The organism is Kutzneria kofuensis (genome assembly GCF_014203355.1).
Taxonomy (GTDB): Bacteria; Actinomycetota; Actinomycetes; order Mycobacteriales; family Pseudonocardiaceae; genus Kutzneria; species Kutzneria kofuensis.
Genome location: NZ_JACHIR010000001.1, coordinates 352524 through 376720, shown reverse-complemented (window position 1 = coordinate 376720; position 24197 = coordinate 352524). Strand labels below are relative to the sequence as shown.

Annotated in this window: 21 protein-coding genes; 8 read left to right on the top strand and 13 right to left on the bottom strand. The window is 70.6% G+C overall.

Features of this window, described 5'->3' with window-relative positions; all coding sequences use genetic code 11:
- Window positions 1-48 precede the first annotated feature (48 nt).
- The 3 genes from BJ998_RS01730 to BJ998_RS01720 form a co-directional block, all read right to left on the bottom strand.
- Window positions 49-1602: a rhamnogalacturonidase gene (locus tag BJ998_RS01730; protein ID WP_184857854.1), complete on the bottom strand. Its 1554-nt coding sequence runs from the start codon at window positions 1600-1602 to the stop codon at window positions 49-51.
- Window positions 1603-1634: 32 nt separating this feature from the next.
- Complete coding sequence (locus BJ998_RS01725; protein WP_184857852.1) at window positions 1635-2768, bottom strand: cytochrome P450; 1134 nt, start codon at window positions 2766-2768, stop codon at window positions 1635-1637.
- 128 nt (window positions 2769-2896) lie between these two features.
- Window positions 2897-4048, bottom strand: coding sequence for a cytochrome P450 (locus BJ998_RS01720; protein WP_184857850.1), 1152 nt, complete (start codon window positions 4046-4048; stop codon window positions 2897-2899).
- 82 nt (window positions 4049-4130) lie between these two features.
- Here BJ998_RS01720 and BJ998_RS01715 point away from each other — a divergent pair, with 82 nt between their 5' ends.
- Complete coding sequence (locus BJ998_RS01715; protein WP_184857848.1) at window positions 4131-4772, top strand: TetR/AcrR family transcriptional regulator; 642 nt, start codon at window positions 4131-4133, stop codon at window positions 4770-4772.
- Window positions 4773-4837: 65 nt separating this feature from the next.
- Window positions 4838-6988, top strand: coding sequence for an FUSC family protein (locus BJ998_RS01710; protein WP_184857847.1), 2151 nt, complete (start codon window positions 4838-4840; stop codon window positions 6986-6988).
- Here BJ998_RS01710 and BJ998_RS01705 read toward each other — a convergent pair.
- Both BJ998_RS01705 and BJ998_RS01700 read right to left on the bottom strand, forming a co-directional pair.
- Window positions 6985-8802 (bottom strand): transglycosylase domain-containing protein, encoded by a 1818-nt coding sequence (locus BJ998_RS01705; protein WP_184857845.1) that lies wholly within the window; start codon window positions 8800-8802, stop codon window positions 6985-6987. The genes BJ998_RS01710 and BJ998_RS01705 overlap by 4 nt on opposite strands.
- A 55-nt stretch (window positions 8803-8857) precedes the next feature.
- On the bottom strand, window positions 8858-9808 hold the full coding sequence (locus BJ998_RS01700) for a sigma-70 family RNA polymerase sigma factor (protein ID WP_184857843.1): 951 nt from the start codon (window positions 9806-9808) through the stop codon (window positions 8858-8860).
- Between the two features lie 66 nt (window positions 9809-9874).
- On the opposite strand from BJ998_RS01700, the gene BJ998_RS01695 reads away from it, so the two are divergent.
- Window positions 9875-10435: a DinB family protein gene (locus BJ998_RS01695; protein WP_184857841.1), complete on the top strand. Its 561-nt coding sequence runs from the start codon at window positions 9875-9877 to the stop codon at window positions 10433-10435.
- 63 nt (window positions 10436-10498) lie between these two features.
- On the opposite strand, the gene BJ998_RS01690 is transcribed toward BJ998_RS01695, so the two are convergent.
- Both BJ998_RS01690 and BJ998_RS01685 read right to left on the bottom strand, forming a co-directional pair.
- Window positions 10499-11242 (bottom strand): S1 family peptidase, encoded by a 744-nt coding sequence (locus BJ998_RS01690; RefSeq protein ID WP_184857839.1) that lies wholly within the window; start codon window positions 11240-11242, stop codon window positions 10499-10501.
- A gap of 156 nt (window positions 11243-11398) precedes the next feature.
- Complete coding sequence (locus BJ998_RS01685) at window positions 11399-11857, bottom strand: globin domain-containing protein (RefSeq protein WP_184857837.1); 459 nt, start codon at window positions 11855-11857, stop codon at window positions 11399-11401.
- A 185-nt stretch (window positions 11858-12042) separates the two neighbouring features.
- On the opposite strand from BJ998_RS01685, the gene BJ998_RS01680 reads away from it, so the two are divergent.
- Window positions 12043-12666, top strand: coding sequence for a TetR/AcrR family transcriptional regulator (locus tag BJ998_RS01680; protein WP_221337839.1), 624 nt, complete (start codon window positions 12043-12045; stop codon window positions 12664-12666).
- Between the two features lie 34 nt (window positions 12667-12700).
- A complete protein-coding gene (gene lpxA / locus BJ998_RS01675) occupies window positions 12701-13411 on the top strand; it encodes an acyl-ACP--UDP-N-acetylglucosamine O-acyltransferase (protein WP_312890534.1) in 711 nt (236 codons plus the stop codon).
- Between the two features lie 51 nt (window positions 13412-13462).
- On the opposite strand, the gene BJ998_RS01670 is transcribed toward lpxA, so the two are convergent.
- Complete coding sequence (locus tag BJ998_RS01670) at window positions 13463-15355, bottom strand: Na+/H+ antiporter (protein ID WP_184868348.1); 1893 nt, start codon at window positions 15353-15355, stop codon at window positions 13463-13465.
- Window positions 15356-15557: 202 nt separating this feature from the next.
- Here BJ998_RS01670 and BJ998_RS01665 point away from each other — a divergent pair, with 202 nt between their 5' ends.
- Window positions 15558-16349: an alpha/beta fold hydrolase gene (locus BJ998_RS01665; protein ID WP_184857834.1), complete on the top strand. Its 792-nt coding sequence runs from the start codon at window positions 15558-15560 to the stop codon at window positions 16347-16349.
- 44 nt (window positions 16350-16393) lie between these two features.
- Here the strand turns inward: BJ998_RS01665 and BJ998_RS01660 are convergent, their stop codons facing one another.
- The gene (locus BJ998_RS01660; RefSeq protein ID WP_184857832.1) at window positions 16394-16852 is read right to left on the bottom strand and encodes a cupin domain-containing protein; all 459 of its coding nucleotides are present in this window, start codon (window positions 16850-16852) and stop codon (window positions 16394-16396) included.
- Window positions 16853-16959: 107 nt separating this feature from the next.
- Between BJ998_RS01660 and BJ998_RS01655 the strand changes: the two genes are divergently transcribed.
- A complete protein-coding gene (locus tag BJ998_RS01655) occupies window positions 16960-17553 on the top strand; it encodes a TetR/AcrR family transcriptional regulator (protein ID WP_184857830.1) in 594 nt (197 codons plus the stop codon).
- Between the two features lie 262 nt (window positions 17554-17815).
- Window positions 17816-19363 (top strand): GMC oxidoreductase, encoded by a 1548-nt coding sequence (locus BJ998_RS01650; protein ID WP_246488495.1) that lies wholly within the window; start codon window positions 17816-17818, stop codon window positions 19361-19363.
- A 20-nt stretch (window positions 19364-19383) separates the two neighbouring features.
- On the opposite strand, the gene BJ998_RS01645 is transcribed toward BJ998_RS01650, so the two are convergent.
- The 4 genes from BJ998_RS01645 to BJ998_RS01630 all read right to left on the bottom strand — a co-directional run bounded on the left by BJ998_RS01645 (window position 19384) and on the right by BJ998_RS01630 (window position 24061).
- Window positions 19384-19863, bottom strand: coding sequence for a carboxymuconolactone decarboxylase family protein (locus BJ998_RS01645; protein ID WP_184857826.1), 480 nt, complete (start codon window positions 19861-19863; stop codon window positions 19384-19386).
- Between the two features lie 22 nt (window positions 19864-19885).
- Window positions 19886-20959 carry an NAD(P)H-dependent amine dehydrogenase family protein gene (locus tag BJ998_RS01640; protein WP_184857825.1) on the bottom strand — a complete coding sequence of 358 codons (1074 nt, stop codon included), beginning with the start codon at window positions 20957-20959 and terminating at the stop codon, window positions 19886-19888.
- Window positions 20960-22082: 1123 nt separating this feature from the next.
- On the bottom strand, window positions 22083-23669 hold the full coding sequence (locus BJ998_RS01635) for a monocarboxylic acid transporter (protein ID WP_184857823.1): 1587 nt from the start codon (window positions 23667-23669) through the stop codon (window positions 22083-22085).
- A complete protein-coding gene (locus BJ998_RS01630) occupies window positions 23666-24061 on the bottom strand; it encodes a DUF485 domain-containing protein (protein ID WP_184857821.1) in 396 nt (131 codons plus the stop codon). Before BJ998_RS01630 ends, BJ998_RS01635 begins: the two co-directional genes overlap by 4 nt.
- Window positions 24062-24197 lie beyond the last annotated feature (136 nt).

Here is a 24197-nt window from a genome sequence, read left to right as displayed (position 1 = left end):
CCGGTCACGATAGGGCGTGACCGGCTGTATCGCCTGGTGACAGCGCTGTCAGAGCTCTGAGTGACCGGCCTGGTCCAGTTGCGTGTCCGCCACCGGGCGGCTGGTCGTGACCCGGAAGTCGGTCACGTCGTCGAGCACGAATGTCGGCGCGCCGGTGGCCTTGTCCGCCTTCACGTGGTGGAAGTCGGCGTCGACGACGTCCCGAAGGGCGAACGCGGGCCGCAGGTCCTGCTGCTCGTAGCGGACTTCGACGTTGTCCAGGGTGACGCCGTCGACGTGCCGGATGAAGAACCCGTACGCCGGCAGCGGGCCGAACATGGTCGGCTCGGGGTAGGCGTTCTCCGCCTCTGGCGGGTTGGCCGGGATGCCGTCCATGGTCAGGCCGCCGACCATATGGTGCCGCACGTTGCTGATCCGCACGTCCTCGATGCGGTGCCCGGGGATGCCGGCGATCGCGGACGGGTAGCGGGGGTCGGAGTTGTGCGCGATCAGGTTGGCGATGCTGACCCGCCGCAGCGTGCCGACGGGAATGCCGGCCGGGCCGCGCATCCGCGAGCCGAGCCGGAAGAAGATCGGCATCTGCACGTCGCGCATGGTGATGTTGCTGACGGTGATGTCCTCCAGCGCCCCGCCGTCCACGGTCTCGAACGCCAGCCCCCGGCAGTGCTCGAAGACGACGTTGGAGATGGCGATGTTCTTGAAGCCGCCGTTGGACTCGGTGCCGCACTTGATCCGGCCGGTGCGGCCGAAGTTGGCCGTCTTGTACGTGCCGTCGACCAGCGTGCCCAGGTCGTAGCCGCTGACGAAGCAGTTGTCGATGGTGACGTTCTCGGTGTCCCGCACGTAGCCCAGCGCGTACGAGCTCTTGAGCACGATCGCGTCGTCGGCGGGCGAGTTGACGGTGGTGTTGGAGATGCGGACGCCTCTGCAGCAGTCGATGTCGATGCCGTCCCGGTTGGTGTCGATCACGACGTTGTCGATGCGGAAGTTGTCGACACCGGTCGGCAGGACGCAGAAGTGCCCGCCGTTGACCATGGTGACGTCCCTGATCACCACGTTGCGGCACAGCTTCAGCGCGATCGCCTTGTTGCCCTGCAGCGGCTGGGACTCCTGGCTGCCGCCGCTGACCAGGCCCTTGCCGTCGATGGTGCCCGGTCCGCCGATGGTCACGTTGACCAGGTTCTCGCCCCAGATCAGGCTGTTGTGCCAGTGGCTGTGCCCGAAGTCCTGGTAGTTGTTGCCGGCGCCGGGCTGCTCGGCGGGGTCGTAGCCCTTGCCGCCGGCCGGCGCGGCCGCCAGCAGCGTCGCGTTGTGCCCCAGGTACAGGGCGACGTTGCTCTTGAGGTGCACGGAGTAGCTGGCGTACGTGCCGGCCGGGAAGAACACCGTGCCGCCGTGCGCCGCCGCCGCGTCGACGGCGCGGTTGATCGCCGCGGTGTCGATCGTGACGCCGTCGCCACGGGCGCCGAACTCCGTGACGTCGAACAGTTTTCCGGCCGGCTTGGCCGGCTCCGCGGCGGCGGTGCCGGCCAGCGGCAGGGCCATCCCGGCCGCGCCCGCGGCCCCCAGCGTGACGATGCGACGACGACTCACCCGGTCCATGTGACGGAGGCTACAAACGTTTACATCTTGTTTCAATAGGCCGTTCGCAACGGCAGCGAGGCCACGCCGGTCATGTTCGGCGACGGCAGCGGCACCGGCGGGTCGGCCGGGTCGGTGCGCAGCACGGGGAAGCGGTCGAGCAGCAGGTTCAGGGCGATCCGGCCCTCCAGCCGGGCCAGCGGCGCGCCCAGGCAGAAGTGGATGCCACGGCCGAACGACAGGTGCGGATTGGGGTCGCGAGCCGGGTCGAACTCGTCCGGACGGGCGAACACCCGCGGGTCCAGGTTGGCCGTGCGCACCCGCAGCAGCACCATCTGGTCCGCCGGGATGACCTGTCCGCCCAGCTCGACCTCGGTGTTGGTGACCCGCGCCAGCACGGTGAACGGGCTCCGCAGCCGCAGCGACTCTTCGATGGCACCCGGCAGCAGCGACCGGTCGGCCCGGATCCTCGCGGCCTGCTCGGGGTGCTCGTCCAGGCACAGCACGGTGTTACCCAGCAGCAGGGTCGTGGTGATGTGGCCGGCGAACAGCAGCAACGTCGCGAAGTTGACCAGCTGGCCGTCGGTCAGGCGCTCCCCGTCCACTTCGGCCTGGACCAGCGCGGTCAGCAGGTCATGGCGCGGCTCGGCCCGGCGTTCGTGGGCGTGCCGGATGAGGTACTCGACCATCGGCTGGACGTCCCTGGCCAGCTTCTCGAAGCGCTGCTTCTGCGCGCCGTCCTCGTCCTTGGCCGTGAACTCGGCGTCGCCGGCGATCAGGACGTCCGCCCACTTCCGGAACAGGGCCCGGTCGCTCGCCGGCACGCCCAGCAGCTCGGCGATCACGATCACCGGCAGCGGGTGGGCCAGCTGCGACACCAGCTCCACGTCGCCGTCCATGTCGTCGAGCAGCTCGGTGGTCAGGGCGGCGATGCGCGGCTCCAGCCCCGCTACCACCTTCGGCGTGAACGCGTGGCTGACCAGGGTGCGCAGCTTGCGGTGGCCGGGCGGATCCATCTGGACCAGGTTGCCGTCGTCGTCGCCGGCGTCGCCGCCGACGAGTCGCGGCACGTTGGACGAGAAGGTCGCCGGATCGCTCAGCGCCGCCAGGATCTCCGGGTGCCCGGACACGGTCCAGGTGCCCGAGCGCTCGTCGTGGTGCACGAATGCGTTGCCGGTGGTTGTCATGCCCCGCACGGTTCCGGCCGGCGGTTCCGCGGCGGTGTCAGACCGGTTTCACCGGAGGGCACTACGCAGGCTTGCCGGCCTGATGGCCGTGTCCGGCGGGGAGGACCGGACCGGCTCGAGGACGAGCCTCACCAGGCCACGGGCAGGGCCTGGACGCCGTAGACGGGGCTGGTGGTGCGGAACTCGATCTCCGCGGACGGCACCGCGAGGCGCAGGCCGGGGAACCTCCGGAGCAGCGCGGGGAAGGCGACGGACATCTCCAGGCGGGCCAGCGGAGCGCCGACGCAGTGGTGGATGCCGTGCCCGAAAGCGAGGTGGGGCATGGGTTTGCGGGTGACATCGAAGCGGTCGGCGTCGGGGACGAGGGCGGGGTCGCGGTTGGCGAGGATGATCGAGCACAGGACGAGCTCGCCGGCGGTGAGGGCGGTGCCGCCGACGGTGAGGTCGGTGACGACTTCGCGCGGGACGCCGAAGTGGACGACCGACAGGTAGCGGAGCAGTTCCTCGATGCCGCCCTCGACCACGTCCGGGTCGTCCCGCAGCAGGGCCAGCTGCGCGGGATTCTCCAGCAGCAGCAGCGAACCGAGGCCGAGCATGTTCGACGTGGTCTCGTGGCCGGCGATCAGCAGCATGTTGGCCAGGCCGACCAGCTCCGCGAACGACAGGTCGTCGCCGTGCAGGGTGATCAGGGTGCCGATCACGTCCTCGCCCGGCGCCCGCATGTGCCGCTCGACCAGCCCGGCCAGGTACTGCCCCATCTCCTCGCCGGCCTGGGTGCGTTCGGCCAGCGGCACGGCGAAGTCCAGCTGCCGGCTGGTGAGGCGCTGGAAGGTGGCCCGATCCTCGTACGGCACGCCGAGCAGCTCGCAGATCACCAGGGACGGCACGGGCAGCGCGAACTCGGCGACGAGGTCCACGCCAGGACCGGCGGCGGCCATCGCCGACAACGCCGAGTCCACGATCTCGACGACGCGAGGGCGCATGGCCCGCATCCGGCGCAGCGTGAACTCGGGGGTGAGCATCCGCCGCAGGCGGGTGTGCGCGGGCGGGTCGTAGCCGAGGATGAAGCCGACGTCCTCGGTCCCCTGCAACCGCGACTGGATCCCGTTGCTGAACTCGACGGAGTTGCCGTAGACGGTCCGCACGTCCTCGTGCCGGACGGCCAGCCGGGCCGGGCCGAACAGCGAGGTGATGCGGGGCAGGCCGGGGCGGGCCGCCACCTCGCGCAGGGCGGGCGAGGGGTCGAAGCGGTCGCGGGCCATCTCGAGGGGAGTGGTCATCGGGGCGCCCCCAGAAGCGGTAGTGAACTCTCAGAAAAGCCTAGCAAAAGTGAGAGCGCGCTATCAGTGCTAGCATCGCCGCGTGCCGGTGTCACGGAACTCCGCAGGTCAGCGGGCTCCCCGCACGGACGCCCGGCGCAACGCCGAGCGCATCCTGGCCGTCGCCGAGGACGTGTTCGCCGCCGGCCGGCACGACGTCCCGCTGGAGGAGATCGCCCGCCGCGCCGGCGTCGGCCCCGCCACCCTGTACCGGCACTACCCCAGCAAGGACGACCTGATCGCCGCCGTGGTCCGCGAGCGTTATCACGAACACGTGGCTCCCCTCCTCGACGAGGCGGACGCCGACCCCGACGCATTGCGCGGTCTGCTCCGCTGCTTCGAGGCCGCGCTGGAAATCCGCGCTCAGCACCTGCGCGTCGTCATCACCACCCGGCGGCTCACCGCCGCCGACAACCTCACCCGGACATTCTTCCATCGGCTCGGCGCCCTGCTCGCCCGTGCACAGGAACAAGGCAGCGTGCGCCCAGACCTTGCCGCCGCCGACCTGCCCCGGCTGTTGGCCATGGTCGCCGCCACCATCCCGTTCGACGACCGCGCCGGCTGGCGGCGTTACCTCGTGCTGCTCGCCGACCTGCTCCGCGGCACCCCGACCGGCCCCCTGCCGCCGTTGCCGGCCGAGGATGCCGACAGCCTGTCCGCCGACGGCCCGTTCCGGTTGGACTGAACGGACGCCCGTTCCGGGCGCGATGAACCGTGTGCTTCGGCCGGGACGGGAAATATGCTCGGCGAATGACCAGCTTGCAGCGGCTGTGGTCGACGCCGGCGGCGCTGCGCGCGGTGCGCGCGACGCTGGTGGTGCCGGGCTTGTTCGCGTTCTGCTACGGGGTGCTCGGCGACCTCCAGGTGGCCACGTTCGCGGCGTTCGGCGGGTTCGCGACGCTGGTGCTGGCGGCGTTCGGCGGCCGGGCACGGGACAAGGTCGTGGCGCATCTGGGGCTGGCGCTGGCCGGCAGTGTGCTGATCGTGATCGGCACGGCGGTGAACACCTCGGTGGTGCTGGCGACGGTGGTGACGCTGCCGGTGGTGTTCGTGGTGTTGTTCGCGGGCGTCGGCGGTCCGAACGCGGCGTCGGGGAGCACGGCGGCGCTGCTGGCGTACGTGCTGCCGGCGGCCTCGCCGGGGGCGATGGACATGGTGCCGGCCCGGCTGGCGGGCTGGTGGCTGGCGTCGATCGTCGGCACGGTGGCGGTGCTGCTGCTGTCGCCGAAGCCGCCGGGGGCGGAGCTGCGGCTGGCCGTGGCCAGGAACGCCCGGGCGCTGGCGGACCAGCTCGGGGCGGCGCTGCGCGGCGACCGGGACCCGAAGTACCGGCAGCGCTCGCTGGACTGCAAGCACAACCTGCTGAGCACCTTCACCTCGACGCCGTACCGGCCGACCGGTCTCGCCGCGGCCGACCAGGCCCTGGACAGCCTGGTGGGGCTGCTGGAGTGGTGCACTTCGGTGATCTGCGACAGCCTCAGCGAGTACGACGACCTCACGCACATCGACGAGGTCGAGCGCCGCCTGCTCGCGGACACCGCCACGGTGCTGCGGGACGTCGCCGCGCTGCTGGAAGGGGAGCCGACCAAGCCGGAGCTGGACTGTCTGGAGCGCAGCCTCGCCGACAGCGTGGAGCACCTGCGCCGACTGCGCAGCGACAGCGCGGAATTCGGAGCGGCCGTGCACCTGTCGTTCCACGCGCGCACGGCGGCCGTCGCCGCGCACACGGCGCTGGCGGACGCCCTCATCGCCTCGCACCGCGCCGACCCGGCGATCGTGTCCAACGGCCGCAGGCGTTGGTACGGCACGGATCCCACCCTCAGCGAGAGCCGCCTCGCCGGCCTGACGACGGTCGCGAACGCCGTGTCACGGCACGCCAACCCGCGGTCCGTGTGGTTCCTGAACAGCGCGCGGGGCGCGATCGCGCTGGCGGCCGCCGTCGCCGTCGCCGATCTGACGGGCGTGGAGCACGGCTTCTGGGTGGTGCTCGGCACGCTGTCGGTGCTGCGCACCAGCGCCGCGTCCACCGGCTCGACGGTGCTGCGGGCGCTGCTTGGCACCGTCGTCGGCTTTGTCATCGGCGCCGCGCTGCTGATCGCCATCGGCTCCAGCACCGCCGCGTTGTGGACGGCGCTGCCGCTGTCCGTGCTCATCGCCGCGTACGCCCCGGCCGTGCTGCCGTTCGCCGCCGGCCAGGCCGCGTTCACGCTGGTCGTGTGCATCCTGTTCAACCTGCTGGTGCCGGCCGGTTGGGAGATCGGCGTGGTGCGGATCGAGGACGTCGCGATCGGCTGTGCCGTGAGCTTCGTTGTCGGCGTGCTGTTCTGGCCGCGCGGGGCCGGCTCGCTCGTCGCCGACGACCTCGCCGACGCCTTCCGCACCGGCGGCCTCTACCTCTCCGACGCCGCCCATTGGGCGCTCGGCCTGCGGGCCGACGCCCCGGCCGCGTCCGCGGCCATCGCCGCCGGCATCCGGCTCGACGAGGCCCTGCGCAGCTTCCTCGCCGAGCAGGGCACCAAGCGGGTGCCCAAGGAGTACCTGTGGCGGCTCGTCGCCGGCGCCCTGCGGGCCCGGCTCACCGCGCACTCCCTGGCCGGGCTGCCGGCCGCTCCCGGCGAACCCGACCCGCTGCGCCAGCAACTCGGCGACCACGCCGGCCAGGTCGCCGCCTGGTTCGACCACCTGGCGTCCCGTCTGGACCGCGCCGACCACAGCGGCGTCCCCATGCTCGCGCCGCCCCAGCTGCGCGAGCCCGTCCTGCCCAACGGGACGACCGTGCCCGACCTGTCGACCGCGCTCTGGGTGGGTGAGCACCTCAAGCACGTGACCCCGAGGCTGATGGAGCTGGTGGAGCCGGCCGGGGTGGTGGCGGCCCAGCGGCACCGGCCCTGGTGGCGCTAGAACTGGGAGGCCGGCTTGTCCCGCAGGTAGGCGTTCATGTAGCGCTGCCAGATGCCGGTGGGGACGTCCACGCCCTCCTTCATCGGCGCGAGGTCCTTGCGGTGGCCGACCCAGACGGCGGTGACCACCTGGGGGGTGTAGCCGACGGCCCACGCGTCGGAGTTGTCGGGGGAGTCGAGGAACTCGGTGGCGCCGGCCTTGGACGCCACCTGGCGGCCGCCCTCCAGGCCGGGCCCGCTGAGCAGGGACTGGGTGACGAGCTGGGCCTGGGCCGGCTCGAAGACCTGCGTGGGCACGCTCTTCGGGTTGGCCTTGACGTCGTAGACGGCATTGCCGCCGGTGCCGATGATGCTGGTGATGAAGTGTGCGGGTGTGTACTTGCCGCCGGCGGCGAAGGTGGCGTAGGCCTGCGCCATGTCCCGGGGACGGACGGGGTAGCCGCCCGAGCCGATGATGTCGGCGGTCTGCTTGCCGTCGCTGGAGACGAGGGCGGGACCGGACTTGCCGCCGATGATCTGGGTGGGGGCGATCCCGGCCGTGAAGGCGGCGTTGCGCACCTGGGACGGGCCGATGTCGTCGGTCATCTTGTAGAAGACCGTGTTGGTGTTGTTCTTCATGGCGTCGGCGACGGCGCACTGCGGGCCGCAGTCGGCGCCGCCGAAGTTCTTCACCTGGACGCCGCCGACCACCACCGGGCTGGTGCCGTTGTACTGGGTGGACAGGTTGATCTGGGGGTTGGCCCGCACGGCGGCCATCAGCACCAGCGGCTGGAAGGTGGGGCCGGGCTGGGCGGCCGTGTCGGCGGTGTCGGGCATGGCCTGCTCGGGGTTGTCGCCGCCGAACCAGGACACGATCGCCCCGGTCCCGGGGTCGATCGACACGAGCGCGGCGCCGACGTCGGGGTCGGCCGACTTCAACGACTGCGCTGCCACCTCGGCCATGGCCTGGGCCTTGGGGTCGATGGTGGTGTGCACCTGCGCCCCGCTGTGCCGCAGGGCGTCCTCGTCGAAGCCCTGCTCCTTGGCCTCGGCCAGCACCTGCCGCACGATGAACGTCCGCGCCGGCGGCAGCGAGCCGCTGGTGGGCGGGATCGGCTTGGGCGGCCTGGGGTACCGGGCCCGCTCGTCCTGGCCGAGCCAGCCGTTGGCGACCATCCGGTCCAGCACGTGCGACCACTGCTGCTCGGTCCACTTGTCGTCCTCGTCCCGCGCCGGCTGGTCGATGCAGCCGGCCAGGAACGCGGCCTCGGACGCGTCGAGCTGGCCCACGTCCTTGCCGAAGTACGCCTGCGCGGCGGCCTGGATGCCGTACGCGCCGCGGCCGAGGTACACCAGGTTCAGGTAGCCGGCCAGGATGTCGTCCTTGGACTGCTGCTGGCCCAGCTTGATCGCTCGCACCAGCTGCACCCACTGCTGGGGCGGCGACTGGGCATCCTCGCCGGTGGCCAGCCGCACGAACTGGGTGCTGATGCCGCCCTGCCCGATGTTGGTCTCGAAGCCCTCGTCCTCGGCGGCCTCGACGGCGTGCCGCACGACCGGCGGGATCTGCTCGATCCGGACCACGGTGCGGGTGCCGCCGGTGCTCGGGCCGATCGTGGTCATCACGGAGCCGTCGGCGTAGAACAGGGTCACGGTCTGCTGCTGGTCGGCGACCGCCTTCGGATCGGGCGCGCCGACCGCGGCGTAGGTGATGCCGAACGCGATGAGCGGGACCGCGACGATGACAGCTGCCACCACGTACCCGATCCGGCGGACTCGACGCCAATTGATGTCGGGATGCGTGGCTTCCTCGTTCACGCCGGACAACCCCCTCACGTTCGGAGTGTCATGTCTATCAGTCGCTTGTAAGGACACCGTCAGGCGGTGGTTCTCAGCTCAACTCGTTCGGCAGGTCGAACAAAGGGAAATGCTCCGCGCCGAGGAACGAGGTCAACTCCGCGATCCTGTCGTCGCGCAGCGTCAGCACGGTGATCGACCAGGCCAGATGGGGGCCGTCGCCGTCGTGCCGGAGATAGAACGCCACCGCGGGCTGTCCGTTCGCGGTCACTTTCCGATGTCGCCAGCTGCCGCAGGAGCCGAGCGGCACCCGCACCGCGAAGTCCATCACGGACTCCCGCCCCGTGTACCACTCCGTCATGGGCGGCATCGACCAGGTGACGTCTTCGGTCATTAGCGCCAGCAACGCGTCGGCGTCACCGCGTTCCAGCGCGCCGGCGTATTCGGCGACGATTTCCCGCACCCGGGCGTCGCCGAGCTTCCGTAAGGTCTGCTGTTGGCTCGCCGCCGGAATCTTGTCGGTCACGATCGCGCGGGCCCGTTGCAAGGCGCTGTTCACCGACGCCGTCGATGTCGCCATCACGTCGGCGATCTCGGCGGCGGAGAAGCCCAGCACCTCGAACAGCAGCAGCGCCGCCCGCTGGTTGCCGGGCAAATGCTGCAGAGCGGCGACGAACGCCAGCTCGACGGCCTCGCGCTGCTCGTATCGCGCGTCCGGATACGGCCCCAGCCACGCCTCGTCCCCGGTGAAGTCCATCGGTAACGCGCGGCGGCTGCGGCCGTCCACCATGTCCAGGCACGCGCGCGTGGCGACCGTGTACAGCCACGAGCGCAGCGAGCTGCGCCCCTCGAAGCCGCCCAGGCCTCGCCACGCGCGCAGCAGCGCGTCCTGCAGGGCGTCGTCGGCGTCGTGCGTGGAGCCCAGCATCCGGTAGCAGTGCGCGTGCAACTCGCCGCGCAACGGCTGCACGAGTCGCGTGAACGCGGCGTCGTCCCCGCCGCGCGCGGCAGCAAGATCTGTGTCCAGGAGAGGAACTTCGCTCACGTCCGATGATTCTGCCGGACCCGGCCGGTCCTACTCCTCGCACGCGTTTCGAGGAGAGGATCCGCCATGAAGGAAGACCTGCGCCACTACCTGCGCGACGCCCGCGCATCGATGCTGTGGAAGCTCGATGACCTGGGGGAACGCGACATCCGGCGGCCGCTCACGCGCACCGGGACCAACCTGCTGGGGCTTGTCAAGCACCTCACCACGGTCGAGTCCCTGTACTTCGGGATCGTGTTCGACCGGCCCCCGACGAACCCGGTTCCGTGGCTGCGGCCGGACCTGGAGCCCAACAGCGACCTGTGGGCGACGGCGGACGAGTCCCGCGACTACATCGTCGGGGCCTACCAGGAGGCGTGCCGGCACGCCGATGCCACGATCGAGGAGCTGGACCTGGACGCCGTCGGCACGGTCGTGTGGTGGCCGGAGCAGCGGGCGACCCTGCACCGCGTGCTGGCCCACGTCGTCGCGGAAACCCAGCGCCACCTGGGGCATGCCGACATCGTGCGGGAACTGATCGACGGGGCCGTGGGCCTGCGCCGGGGCGAGGACTTCATGGCGCCGCGGGACGAGCAGTGGTGGCAGGCCCGCCTGACCCGGCTGGAGGCCGTGGCGGACAACGCCTGACGCGGTGAAGGGGGCATTCCTGGCGTTGGACGCCAGGAATGCCCCCTTCCGAGCGGTGGCGGGTCATCCGGCGGCGATCGTCGACTTCACCCAGGAGGAGATGGCCGTCACGGAGGCGTCACCGTAGATGGACTTGGTCCGGCCGCAGGTGTCGGCGCCGGGGCCGTCCGCGCCACGGCTGTCGCTGCCGACCAGCTGGCCGTTGACCACGGCGGGGCCGCCGGAGTCGCCGTAGCAGTCGGTGCCGGACACCGTCGTGGCGAAGCACAGCTCGACGCTGCCGGTGATGCCGCCGCAGTTGCTGTCGCTGGACACGGTGGTCGACAGCTGCCGGAGCGTGGAGCTCATCGGGCCGCAGCCGCGCGTGCCGCACGTCTGGCCGAAGCCGTACAGCGTGACCTTGGTGCCCACCGCCGGCGAGCTGCTGGCGATCTGGATCGGGGTCTGGCTGACCGCCGAGGTCAGCTTGTACAGCGAGAAGTCGTAGCCGCTGCCGTTGTACTTGGGGTTGCGCACCCACTTCGAGACCCTGGCCAGCGTGCCGCCGCTGTTCAGGTTCTTCGAGCCGACGCGGATCTGGGTGGCGCCTTCGCAGTGCGCCGCGGTGAGCACCCACTGGCTGGCGACGAGCTCGCCGCTACACCACATGCCGGAGCTGTCGCCGACCGCGGCCGCCCAGGACGGGGCGGTGGTGACGGTGCTGCCGCCGACGATGTTCGGCGAGCTGGCGGCCTCCGCCGGCACGGTCGCGAAACCGAGCAGCGTCAGCGCCATCGCCGCGATGGCGGAAAGCCTGCTGATCTTCAAGGGGCACGCCTCCACAGGGGACCGGTGGCGCCGGGCGAGATGTCAGGGTTCCCGCGCGCCACAAGCGGATGGTGTGCGCCCAAGGTAGGAGCAGCCGGACGTGTCCGAACACGGCCGAAAGTCGGGTATTTCGGACGTGTTCGGTTTCCTGATCCGTCAATCCGCCGAAAGGCCCGCCCAGGTCCACCGCGGCATGGGAGCGTTGCTCGGCACCGCGCTGTCCACCGGGGCGTAGATCAGGACATCGCTGACCGCCCATTCCATGTACGCCCGCATCGCCGCGCGAAACTCCGGGTCATCGGGCATTCCCACGTCGTCCATCGCCGCCACGAAGCAGTCCACGAACCGGCGGCCCAGGTCGTGCATCCCGCCGCCGTTGTGGGCGTGCATCAGCAGCACGGACGAGTGGTCGCTCATGGTCGTGGAGTACGTGGGCGGCCCGCCCAGCACCTCCGCCCAGTACGCGGCGAGTCGCGCGACGTGCTGCGGATGCTGGCCCGGGTGCGAGAACGGGTGGTTGAGCTCGGGATCGTCGAGGCAGCGCCGGTGATGCGCGGCGGCCAACGCCAGGAAGGCCGCCTCCCCGCCGGCGTGTTCGTAGAGGCTGGGACGCATCCCGGCAGCCTGGCACACCGACCGCGGGTCCGGAATGGACATCGTCGTCCGCGTTTGTTCGAGTCCCGGACGAAACGCGGTGGATCGGTTCACCCGTCACTTTCGACGGTTTCGACGGTTTTTCCCGTCCCACCGGCCGGTTCGTGTGGTTGCATCTGTGGCCTCACCACCGGAAGGAAACGCGGATGTCCATCGAGCAGCGGCGGCGGGCGGTGCTGCTGCCCGCGGAGGCGGAGATACTGCGCCGCGGCCTCGACGCGTTCGCCGAACTCGGCTACGAGGCGACTTCCGTGCGGGAGCTGGGCAATCGGCTCGGTGTCAGCCACAACTTCGTCAACGACCGCTACGGCTCCAAGGGCGCGTTCTGGGAGGCGGCGGTGGACTACGCGCTGGCCGACGCCCGCCGGCAGCTGGATCCCGTGCTGCTGCAGGACTTCGCCGACCCGGCCGAGCGGCTGGCCTCGATCGTGCGGCGGTTCTACCAGGTGGCGGTGCGCAGCCCGCAGCTGAGCCGGCTGATGGCGTACGAAGGGACACGGGATTCGGCCCGACTGGACTATCTGCACGAGCGGTTCCTCACGCCGGTCCTGCGGCTGTGCGAGCCGTCGGTGGAGGAACTCGTTGCGGCGGGCCGGATGCGGCGCGTGCCACTGTTCCAGTTGTACTCCCTGGTCACCGGGCCGATCGCGACGCTGACGCAGGGGCCGCTGGCCCGGCGGTTCGGTGCGCCGCCGGTGAGCGACCGGGAACTCAGCGCTACCGCGGACTCGTTGGCCACCATGGTGATGTCGGGACTGCTGCGGGATTGACCGTGGAATGATGGCCCCGGGGGTGGGGTTGTTGGTGCATGTTCATCCGTCGGCCGTCGTCGCGCCCGAGGCCGAGCTGGCCGACGACGTCGTCATCGGTCCGTACGCGGTGGTGCACGGCTGCGTGCGCCTCGCCGCCGGCGTGCGCGTCGACTCGCATGCCGTGCTGGGCGGGGATCCGCAGGACCTGACCTTCACCGGCGGCCCCACCGCGGTGGAGATCGGGCCGGACACGGTGATCCGTGAGGCGGCGATCGTGCACCGGTCGACCACGTCGACGCCGACCAGGATCGGCGCCGGCTGCCTGGTCATGGGGCAGGCGCACGTGGCGCACGACTGCCAGCTCGGCGACGGCGTGATCGTGTCGCAGGCGGTCACGCTCGGCGGCCACGTGACGATCGGCGACGGGGCGGTCGTCGGCGGAATGTCCCTGGTGCAGCAGCATGTTCGGATCGGCCGGCAGGCGATGGTCGGCGCGATGTCCAAGGTGACAAGGGATGTGCTGCCGTTCTGCGGCGTGGACGGCAACCCGGCGACGCACCGCGCGCTGAACGCGGTGGGGTTGAAGCGATCCGGCATGCCGCCGCAGGAGTACCACGCGCTGCGGCGCGTGTTCGACCTGTTACGCGACGGGCACGAGCTCGATTCCTGGGCCGACGGTCCCGTCGCGCAGCTGGTGGAGTTCCTGGCCGGGCCGTCCCGGCGCGGCATCAGCCCGTTCCGGCATGGCGGCGAGGCGGTGTGACCGTCCCGAGTGGATTGTCGGCACGGGCGTCGACGCCACGGTTCCGGTGGACTAACCCAGCTGCCTGTCCACGAAGCACCAGCGCCAGCTCTCGCCCGGCTCGTAGCTGCGCATCACCGGGTGGCGGGTGTCGCGGAAGTGCTTGTCGGCGTGCTTGCCCACCGACGAGTCGCAGCAGGCCACGTTGCCGCACTTCAGGCACATCCGCAGGTGCACCCAGGTCAGGCCCTCCTCGACGCACGCGGCGCAGCTGTCCTCGCTGCTCGGCTCGACGTCCCGCCAGTCGTGGGCGAGGTGCTTGCACGCGTTCGCCATCGACGCCGGGGCGCTGAGCTCGCGGTCGTCCTGCGGCGGCTCCTCCTCGTCCCGGTCCAGCATGGACTCCTCGATGTCGAGCCGCTCCAGCACCCGGCGCAGCACCACGTCGTCGGCCATGCCGTTGTCCCGGGCCTTCAGGCAGTGCTCGCGCTCCACGTTGAGCAGGTCCAGCCGCAGCCGGCGGTAGGCGTCGCTCGGGGTCTCGACCAGCGCGCTCTGCCGGCCCAGCTGCTCCCACGCCGCGTCGGTGCGGCCCTGCAGCCGGTCCCGCAGCCGTTCCACGACCTCCGGCGGATCCTCCGGGGTGGTGATCTCGTCCAGCCGGGCCAGCGCGGCGCGGACCATGTCGTGCAGCAAGGCCGCTTCCTGCAAGGCATCCTGCGCCGGATCCGGTCCGGGCAGGCCCATTCGCCGCACCAGCATCGGCAGCGTCGTGCCCTGGACGAGCAGCGTGCCGGCCACTACGACGAAGGCGGCGAGCACCAGCACCACCCGCTCCGGCGTCTCCGGCGGGAGCACGAAGGCGGCCGCCAGCGTCACCACCCCGCGCATGCCGGCCCAGCCGATCACCACCGAGTAACGCCACGGCCAGGCCTTGCGGCGCTTGAGGCCCATCGCCGCCGTGATCCGCTTCTCGGCGGCGACGCCGATCAGCCACAGCAGCCGGGTCACGATCGTCGCCGCCAACACGGCCGCGCAGATCAGCACCAGCATGCCCTCCGACAGGCCGCTGCGCCCGACCTCGGTGAGGATGCGCCGCAGCTGCAGGCCGATCAGCAGGAATACGGCGTTCTCCAGCAGGTACTGCACCGTCTGCCAGTTGTGCCGGCTGGCCGTGCGGGCCGACCCCGACAGCACGCGCGGCGACTTGTGGCCCAGCAACAGGCCGGCGATCACCACCGCCAGCACGCCCGAGCCGTGCACCACCTCGCCGAGCAGGTAGGCCACGAACGGCACCGCGAACGACAGCGCCGTGTCCGCCACCGGCTCCTGCAGCAGCCGGATCCGGACGAACGAGGCCACGTAGCCGACCACCACGCCCGCCACCGCGCCGCCCACCGCCGCCCACACGAAGTCCAGGCCCACCTGCCACAGCGAGATCGCCCCCGCCATCGCCGCGATGCTCGTACGCAGCGCGACCAGCGCCGCCGCGTCGTTGAACAGGCTCTCGCCCTCCAGCAGGCGCACCATCTTGCGGGGCATCGCCACCCTGCGGGCCACCGCCGTCGCCGCCACCGCGTCCGGCGGCGCCACGATCGCCCCCAGCGCGAAACCCGCCGCGAGCGGCAGGCCCGGGATCACCGCCCAGGCCACCAGGCCCACGCCCGCCGTCGTGAACAGCACCAGGCCCACCGACAACACCGCGATCGGCCCTCGCAGCCGCCGGAAGTCCACCAGTGAGGTCTGGATCGCCGTCGAGTACAGCAGCGGCGGCAGCAGGCCGACCAGCACCACCTCGGGGTCGAGCTGGTAGTCCGGGATGCCCGGCACGAACGACGCGGCGACGCCGACCACGATCAGGCACAGCGGCGCCGACCAGTCCAGCCTCCGCGCCAGCGCGGTGACGGCCAGCACCGCCACCACCAGGGCAACTATCTCCGCCGCGATCTCCACACCGCAAATCATCACCCGACCGGCTCACCACCAGCCAACCGACGTCCGAATCGGCGATCCGCGCCCTTCGCGGGGCCACCACTACCGGCATGCGCTGCTTCTGCTCCTCAGCGCCCCCGCTCGTCATCGCTGGCACTCGTGAGAGCGTCCTTGCATAAAGAGAGCCATTGTTCCTAGACTCGTGAGAGTTGACTCTTACGAAGGAGAACCGATCATGACCATGCCCGCCGTCACCTCCCGGCTGTTCGACCTCGGCGAGGGCCTGGTCGTGGCCGTCGACCAGCGCCAGGGTTCGGGGGAGACCGCGCTGGTGCTGCACGGCGGCGCCGGACCGCGGTCGGTCGCCGGCGTGGCCGGTGTGCTGCCCGGCGATCCGACCGTGCTGACGCCCACCCATCCCGGCTTCGACGGGCAGCCGCGGCCGGGGTGGTTCGACACCGTGGCCGACCTCGCCGTGGCCTACCTGGACCTGCTCGACCGGCTGGAACTCGACCGCGTGCTGGTGGTCGGCAGTTCCATCGGCGGCTGGGTCGCGGCCGAGATGGCGCACCGCGACACCCGGGGCCGGATCGGCGGCCTGGTGCTGCTCAACGCCGTGGGCATCGACCCGGCCGCCGGCGAACTGACCGACACCCGCGGACTGAGCCCGGTCCGGCTCGGCGAACTCGCCTTCGTGAACCCGGCGCTGCGACTCGATCCCGCGACGCTGACCGACGAGCAGCGAGCGGTCGGCGCGGCCAATCAGCAGGCGCTGGCCGTGTACGCGGGCGAGCCGTTCATGTACGACCCGAAGCTGCGCCGCCGGCTGCGCCGGGTGCAGGCGCCGGCGCTGGTGGTGTGGGGCGAGCAGGACGGCATCGCGACCGTCGACTATGGACGGTCCTACTCGGAGGCGTTCCCGCGCGGACGGTTCGTGCTGGCGCCGGGGGCGGGGCACTTCCCGCACATCGAGGCGGCCGCGCTGACCGCGGCGGCGATCGAGGAGTTCGTCCGGCAGGAACTCTGAACTCGGCGAGGAGCCCTGGACGGTGCTCCAGGGCTCCTGGTCGACTAAGCGAAATCGGTGGCCGGCGTGGTCGCGTAGCGGCCCATCACCTCGACCGTCGCGGCCGGCGTCAGCGCGCCGCCGGCGGCGATCGTGTCGCGCAGGTCGCGGAAGTACTGCACGTACAGGTCGGGCGTGAAGGTGTTCAGCATGACCACGGGCTCGTCGCCCGGGTTGGCGAACGTGTGCGGCACACCCGGCGGCACCATCACCAGGGTGCCCTTCGGTGCGTCGTGATCGGTGTCGCCGACCGTGAACCTGGCCGTGCCGGAGACGACGTAGAAACCCTCGTCGTGCTCGGCGTGCCGGTGCTGCGGCGGGCCGCTGCTGCGCGGGGCCAGGGTGATCTCCCCGATGCCCAGCCGGTGCTCGGTGACGCCGCCGTCCTCCATGATCCGCATCCGGGCCGGCCCCAGCTCGATGACCTCGCCGCCGTCCGGACCGGTGATCGAGACCTTGTTCACCTGACCATCTCCTTCGTGATAGCTGACTCGCACGAGGCTAGGCGTGTCTCACACAGTGATGCAAGTGTGCTCTCATGAATGAGGTAAACTCCCGACGGGAGGTTTCGATGACGCAGACCACGGGCGGTCGGGTCAACCAGAAGACCCGGACCCGCAACGCCATCGTGCAGGCGGCGGCCGAGCTCAGCCGCACCGGCCGTGAGGTGAGCATGTCCGAGGTCGCCAAGGTCGCCCTGGTCTCGGAGGCCACCGCCTACCGCTACTTCCCCGACCTCGCCAGCCTGCTCCGGGAGGCCATCGCCGGCCAGCTGCCCAGTCCCGAGGAGGCGCTGGCCCCGGTGGCCGACTCCGTCGACCCCGTCGTGCGGGTCGCCGCCGCCACCGAGTTCCTGCTCCGCCACGTGCTGGCCCGGCAGGGCGTCGTCCGCGCCATGATCGCCGCCACCATCGTCCGGCCCGAGCAGGCCCACGCCCGTCCCGGCATGCGCTTCGGGCTCATCGACTACGCGCTGGCGCCGCTGGCCGGCACGCTCGGCGGCCGCGATCCCGGGGCGCTGGCCCAGCTCAAGAACGACCTCGCCGTCGTGGTCGCGGCCGAGGCCCTGTTCGCCCTGATCGACTTGCACGGCATGGCTCCCGAGGCGGCCATCGCCAGCATCGTGCACACCGCCACCACCCTCACCCGCGCCGCGCTGGCGTAGTCGGACAACACGAACGACCCTCGCCCTTGTCGGCGGGGGACAACGCCGACCGTCCACGGTGGACGGTCGGCGACGCTGCGGCGACTTGACCAGAAGTTACTCGCCAGTACGTAGTGACTAGGCGGCTCACCGTACGTATAACTTGTTCTAATCCCTCAACGGTGAGGAAGATCACATGGACAAAGACTCTGTGTGTTCCAAGGATTCTGGTCAGTTCTCCCGACGAGCGTTCATAGCTGGAACAGGTTCTATCTTGGGGGCCATGGCCCTCGGCGGCCCGGCCCTCGCGGCGACGGCGAAGGCGGCGGGGCCGATCCAGTCCGGCACGCACGTGCCGGTGCTGGTCATCGGCACCGGGTACGGCGGATCGGTGGCCGCGCTGCGGCTGGCCCAGGCCGGCGTCGACGTGCAGATGGTCGAGATGGGCATGGCCTGGGACACCCCCGGCGCGGACGGCAAGATCTTCGCCAACACGACCAATCCGGACGCCCGGTCGTACTGGTTGCGCACCAAGACAAAGCAGCCGCTGAGCAACTTCCTCGGCTTCCCGATCGACCGGGACATCCCGCGCTACACCGGGATCCTGGACGCCGAGGAGTTCGCCGGCATCATCGTCTACCAGGGACGCGGCGTCGGCGGCGGGTCGCTGGTCAACGGTGGCATGGCGGTCACGCCCAAGCGGGAGAACTTCGGCGCCATCCTGCCGACGGTCAACGCCGACGAGATGTACAACACCTACTACCCGCGGGCCAACGCCGAACTCGGCGTCGGCCTCGTCGACCCGGCGTGGTTCGACACCGTGGACTGCTACCAGTACGCGCGTGTCGGCCGCAAGCAGGCCCAGCGGTCCGGCTTCCCGTTCGTCTTCGTGCCGGACGTGTACGACTGGGACTACATGAAGCAGGAGGCCGCGGGCACCGTGCCGAAGTCGGCGGTGGCCGGGGAGATCCTGTACGGCAACAACTACGGCAAGAAGTCACTGCAGAAGACCTACATCCCCAAGCTCATGGCGACCGGCCGGGTCACGATCTCGCCGCTGCACAAGGTCACCTCGGTGTCGCCGGCCTCCGGCGGCGGCTACACCGTCCTGATCGACCAGTTGAACACCACCGGCGACGTCACGACCACCAAGTCGGTCACCGCGGACCGGGTGTTCTTCGCGGCCGGCAGCGTCGGCACCAGCAAGCTGCTGACGATGCTCAAGGCCACCGGCAAGCTGCCCAACCTGAGCAACGAGATCGGCAAGGGCTGGGGCGACAACGGCAACGTCATGGTCGGCCGGGCCAACTGGTGGTGGGACGCGACCGGCGCGGTGCAGGCGTCCATTCCCTGTGGCGGCATCGACAACTGGGCCGCGGGCGGCGCGTTCGCCGAGGTGGCCCCGCTGCCGACCGGCATCGAGACGTACGCGTCGTTCTACCTGTCCATCACCAAGAACCCCAACCGGGCCGAGTTCTCGTGGAATCCCACGACGAGCAAGGTCGACCTGAGCTGGCAGACGGCGTGGAAGCAGCCGTCCATCGACATGGCCAAAACCATCTTCGACAAGATCAACGCGACGGAGGCGACGATCTACCGGACGGATCTGTTCGGTGTCAACAAGACCTGGGGCGACCACCTCACCTACCATCCGCTCGGCGGCGCCGTGCTGAACCGGGCCACCGACAACTACGGCCGTCTCCTCGGCTATCCCGGCCTGTACGCCATCGACGGCTCGCTGATCCCCGGCAACACCAGCGTCAACCCGTTCGTCACCATCACGGCGTTGGCGGAGCGCAACATCGAGAAGATCATCGCCACCGATCTGTAGCCGCGGCCGCCGGGGTCACGTCAGTGCCCCGGCAGCACGCACACGGTGTCGATGCCCAGCACGTGGTTGAGCCGCCCGAACGCCAGCCAGGAACCGATGCTCATGCTCAGCTCCACGATCTCCCGCTGGCTGTAGTGCGCGGACATCCGCGTCCAGAACTCGTCGTCGATGTTGTGGTGGTCCAGGGCGTACCGCTCGGCGTACTCGGCGGCCAGCCGGGCGCGGTCGTCGAACGCCTCGGTGGTGCGCCAGTCGGCCACCGCGTCGAGGAACTCCTCCTCGACCTTCTGCCCGTCCCGCTCGGTCCGCCAGTCCAGGCAGAACAGGCACCCGTTGATCTGGGCGATCCGCAGGCGCGCCGCCTCGAACTCCCGCAGCCCCAACGTGCTGTGCTGGTACACCGCCAGCGAGAAGTTCGCGGCCGCCGTCCCGATGCCGGGGACCATCTCGCCCCACACGTAGCCGATCGCGTCCTTGCCCGGCGGGATGTCGATGTTCATCGCGATGTCCTTTCGCCGGCGGTCAGGGGCGGTTCAGCTTGCCGATGGCCGGCCGCAGCGGCACGTCGAGCGCGTCGTACAGGCCCGGCTCGGCGTCGGCGAGCCAGTCGATGGCGTTGACCAGCCGGCCCACCGCGGTGGCGTTGCCGCCGGCCGAGCGGTTCTCGCTCTCGTCGGTCGCCTCGACGGTGACCTCGATGCGCGGCCGCCCCTCGATGATCACGCGGTGCGCCCCGTCGCCGCTGGGCGGCATCGGCCAGTCCGGGGCGCACGAGGGGTGGATGCGGGTGACGTGCTCGATGACGATCCGGGCCTCGCCGTTGACGATGCCCTGCACCTCGAACCGCACCGCGCCCTGGGTGCCGGCCTCGAACTCGCCCATGGTCCGGGTGGTCACGGTGGTCTCCAGCGGGCGGCGGTCCATGGTCTCGCGGATCTCGTCCAGTTCGACGCCGAGCGCCCGGGCGATCATCCGGACCTGGCCGCCCCACACCATCGTCGGCACCGTCGCGATCAGCATCGGCGCCTGGTAGTCCATCGGCTGCCCCATTCCGACCAGGTAGCGGACGGAGTCGGGCTGCTCGTAGGTGGAGTAGTCGAAGATCTCCTGGCAGCGGATCGCGTCGATGGTGCTGCCGAGGCCGCTGATCAGCAGCGGCAGCACGTCGTTGCCCCAGCCCGGGTCGACGCCGGAGACGAACAGCGAGCCGCCGCCGGCGGCGATCGCGGCCAGCACCGGGTCGCGCAGTTCCGCCGGCGCGTTGCGGTGGTCGTAGAGCGGGTACAGCGAGGGGGAGACGACAACGGCCCCGGATCCGACCGCCCTGACGATGTCCGCGAGCGCCTCGAGGCCGCGGACGTCGCCGGAGGCCGCGTACACCACGGCCCTCGGGTTGGCGGCCAGCACCGCGTCGACGTCGTCGGTCGCGGCCACGCCCAGCTCGACGTCGAGCCCGGCCAGCTCGCCGGCGTCGCGGCCGACCTTGTCCGGGTCGTGCACGAGGACCGCGGTGAGTTTCAGCGCCGGATGGGCCTCGACGGCACGGATGGCCGCGCGGCCGATGTTGCCTGTGCCCCAGACAACCGTGGCTATCATGCTGGAAACCTAGCAAACGCTTGGTTGACCATCGAGGGCCGATCGAGTGAGGGCGGGCCCGGTCGTCGATATTGTCGAAATCCGACAGCGCGGGCCGTGTCGGCGAGGGTTCCGGTCCCTTGGTCCGCATCGGCGACGGTGTGGCGATCCTGCGCGGCAGCTCGGCGGATCGGCCCTAGCCTGACCGGATGGCCGAAGACGTCGATCGTCCTCGCGCGCCGGGCGACGGCGCCTCGATTCCACTGGTCGCGCCGACGACGATGCCCTGGTTCTTCGGCCGGTATCCGCACGTCGACCTGGAGACCATGCGAACGAGGCTGGAGCTGTACGGCGTGTCGGAGCAGGATTTCTCGCTTCAGTGGCGGCTCAACGAATACCGCATGCTTCGTGACCGGCAGTCGGCGGAAAAGGTGTCGGTGGCGGCAGTTGCCCTCGTGTTCGGTGTCGCGCCGCTGGTCGTGGAGGCCGTGGTGAGCAACAGCCTCCAGGAGGCCGTTGCGGCCTATCTGGGCGAGGGACCGGGATCATGGGTCTGGTGGGCGGTGGTCGGCGTGCTTTTCGCCGTGCTGCTGGGACTCAACATCCACACCCGGGTGAGGACGCCGGGAACGTGGTACCGGATGCGGGGAACCGAGCGGATCGCCCGACACCGGTTCTTCCGCGCGGCCGGGTTGGCGTTCGCGACCGGATACCACGTGGTCGTCACCCAGAACGTCATCGGGCTGGCGGCCCGCGGGCTGTTCCTCTCACTGCAACGCAGGCGGTGGACCTGGGTGTCGCCGCCGGCCGTGGCCGACCGCGCGCTGCGACTGACCCGGCCCCTGCTCGACATCGAGGTGGACGAGCGGCCGGGCAGCGGTGGAGAGGCGTTGTTCAGCTTCCTCTACGACGTCGTGATCGTGGTCGTCGCCCGGCGGGAGGACCTGATTCCGGCCGTCCGCGCGAGGTACGACATGATTCCGCGCCGGCCCGACGGCAGCGGCGACCGCGACATCCTCTACCTCGACCCGATGCGCAACCGCGGGCTGGGAGGTGGTCAAGGACTTCGTGCTCCCGCTGGCCTCCTGGATCAGCCTGCTGGTCTCCGTCGTCGCCCTGCTGGTGGCCGCCGGCCGCTGACCGGTCAGATCCTGGCGCCGATGCCGGTCAGCGCCCGGACCTCCATCTCCGCCTGCTTGTCGGGGTCGCCCTTGCGGCCGCCGACGTACGTGCCGACCACGCCGCACAGGAAGGAGAACGGGATCGACACGATGCCGGGGTTGCTCAGCGGGAACCAGTGGAAGTCGGCGCCGGCGATCAGCGAGGTCGACGCCCCGGACATCACCGGCGAGAAGATGATCAGCACCAGGCACGAGCCCAGGCCGCCGTACATGCTGAACAGCGTTCCGGTGGTGTTGAACCGCTTCCAGAACAGCGCGAACAGGATGGTCGACAGGTTCGCCGACGCGGCCAGCGCCAGCGCCAGCGCCACCAGGAAGGCGACGTTCTGGCCGTTGGCGGCGATGCCGCCGATGATCGCCAGCGCGCCGACGGCGACGGCGGTCTGCCGGGCCACCCGGACCTCACGGCGCGGGTCGGCCTTGCCGTGCTTGATGATGTTGGCGTAGACGTCGTGCGCGAACGAGGCCGACGCCGCCAGCGTCAGGCCGGCGACGACGGCGAGAATGGTGGCGAACGCGACCGCCGACACCACGCCCAGCAGCACGGCCCCGCCGACCCGGAACGCCAGCAGCGGCGCGGCCGAGTTCTCGCCGCCGGGCGCGTGCAGGATGGCGTCGGAGCCGACCAGCGCGGCCGAGCCGTAGCCGACGACGAGCGTGCACAGGTAGAACACGAACATCGTCCAGATCGCCCACACCACCGAGCGCCGCGCCTGCTTGGCGTCCGGCACCGTGTAGAACCGCATCAGCACGTGCGGCAGGCTGCAGATGCCCAGCACCAGCGCCAGCGCCAGGGACACGAAGTCCAGCTCGTTGCGGCCGTACTGCGCGCCCGGCCCGAGGATCGCGGTGCCGAGCTTGTTGTTCTGGGTGGCCCGGTCCAGGATCGCCGAGAAGTCGAAGCCGAACTTGCCCAGCATGAACACGCTGATCAGGGTCACGCACAGCAGCAGGAGCACGGCCTTGATGATCTGCACCCATGTGGTGCCCTTCATGCCGCCGACCAGCACGTAGAAGATCATGATCGCGCCGACGACGACGATCACCAGCGACTGCCCGGCCCGGTCGGTGACGTTGAGCAGCAGCGCCACCAGGCCGCCGGCGCCGGCCATCTGGGCCAGCATGTAGAAGAACGAGATGACGAGCGTGGAGATCGCCGCGGCGGCGCGCACCGGACGCTGCCGCATCCGGAACGCCACCACGTCGCCCATGGTGAACCGGCCGGTGTTGCGCAGCATCTCGCCGATCAGCAGCAGGCCGACCAGCCAGGCCACCACCCAGCCCACCGAGTACAGGAAGCCGTCGTAGCCGTGCACCGCGATGCCGCCGGCGATGCCCAGGAACGACGCGGCGGACAGGAAGTCACCGGACAGCGCGATGCCGTTCTGGGCCCCGGTGAAGGCGCCGCCGGCCGCGTAGTAGTCCGACGTCGTCGCGTTGCCGTTGCTGACGCGGTAGACGATGTAGAGCGTCACGGCCGCGAACAGCACGAAGACGCTGAGGTTGATCAGCGGGTTCCCGGTCGCGGTCCCGTCGGCGAGCACCTTCACTTCGTTCCCACCCCGGCCTGCGCGCGGATCAGGGCCACCTGCGGGTCGATGCGCCGGCGGGCGAACCTGTTGTACGCCAACGTGATCAGCACCGTCGAGACGAACTGGCCGAGGCCGAGCAGCAGGCCGACGTTCACCAGGCCGAACACCGGCGTGGCCATGAACTCGTGGGCGTAGGCCGACAGCAGCACGTAGGTGAGGTACCAGACGAGGAACAGGGCCGTCATCGGGAAGATGAAGCGGCGCAGCCGCCGACGCAGCTCGGTGAACTCCGCGCTGTCCTGGATGGCCCCGAAGTCCGGACGCTGCGGGCCGGTGGACGGCCGCCCGCCGAACACCGGCTGGTCCGGTTCGACTGCCGCGTGCCGACCCGTCGTCGACGCTGTGGTCACCTGTCCTCCAGGACGAGCCGACACGGATGAAGACGGCCAACTGTAACGGGGGTGTGATCGGAGTCAACCGCAGGCCGGACCCGCCGCCGACCGGGGTAGTGACAAGGGGTGGCCGGCCCATTCCTGTGCGCGGTAA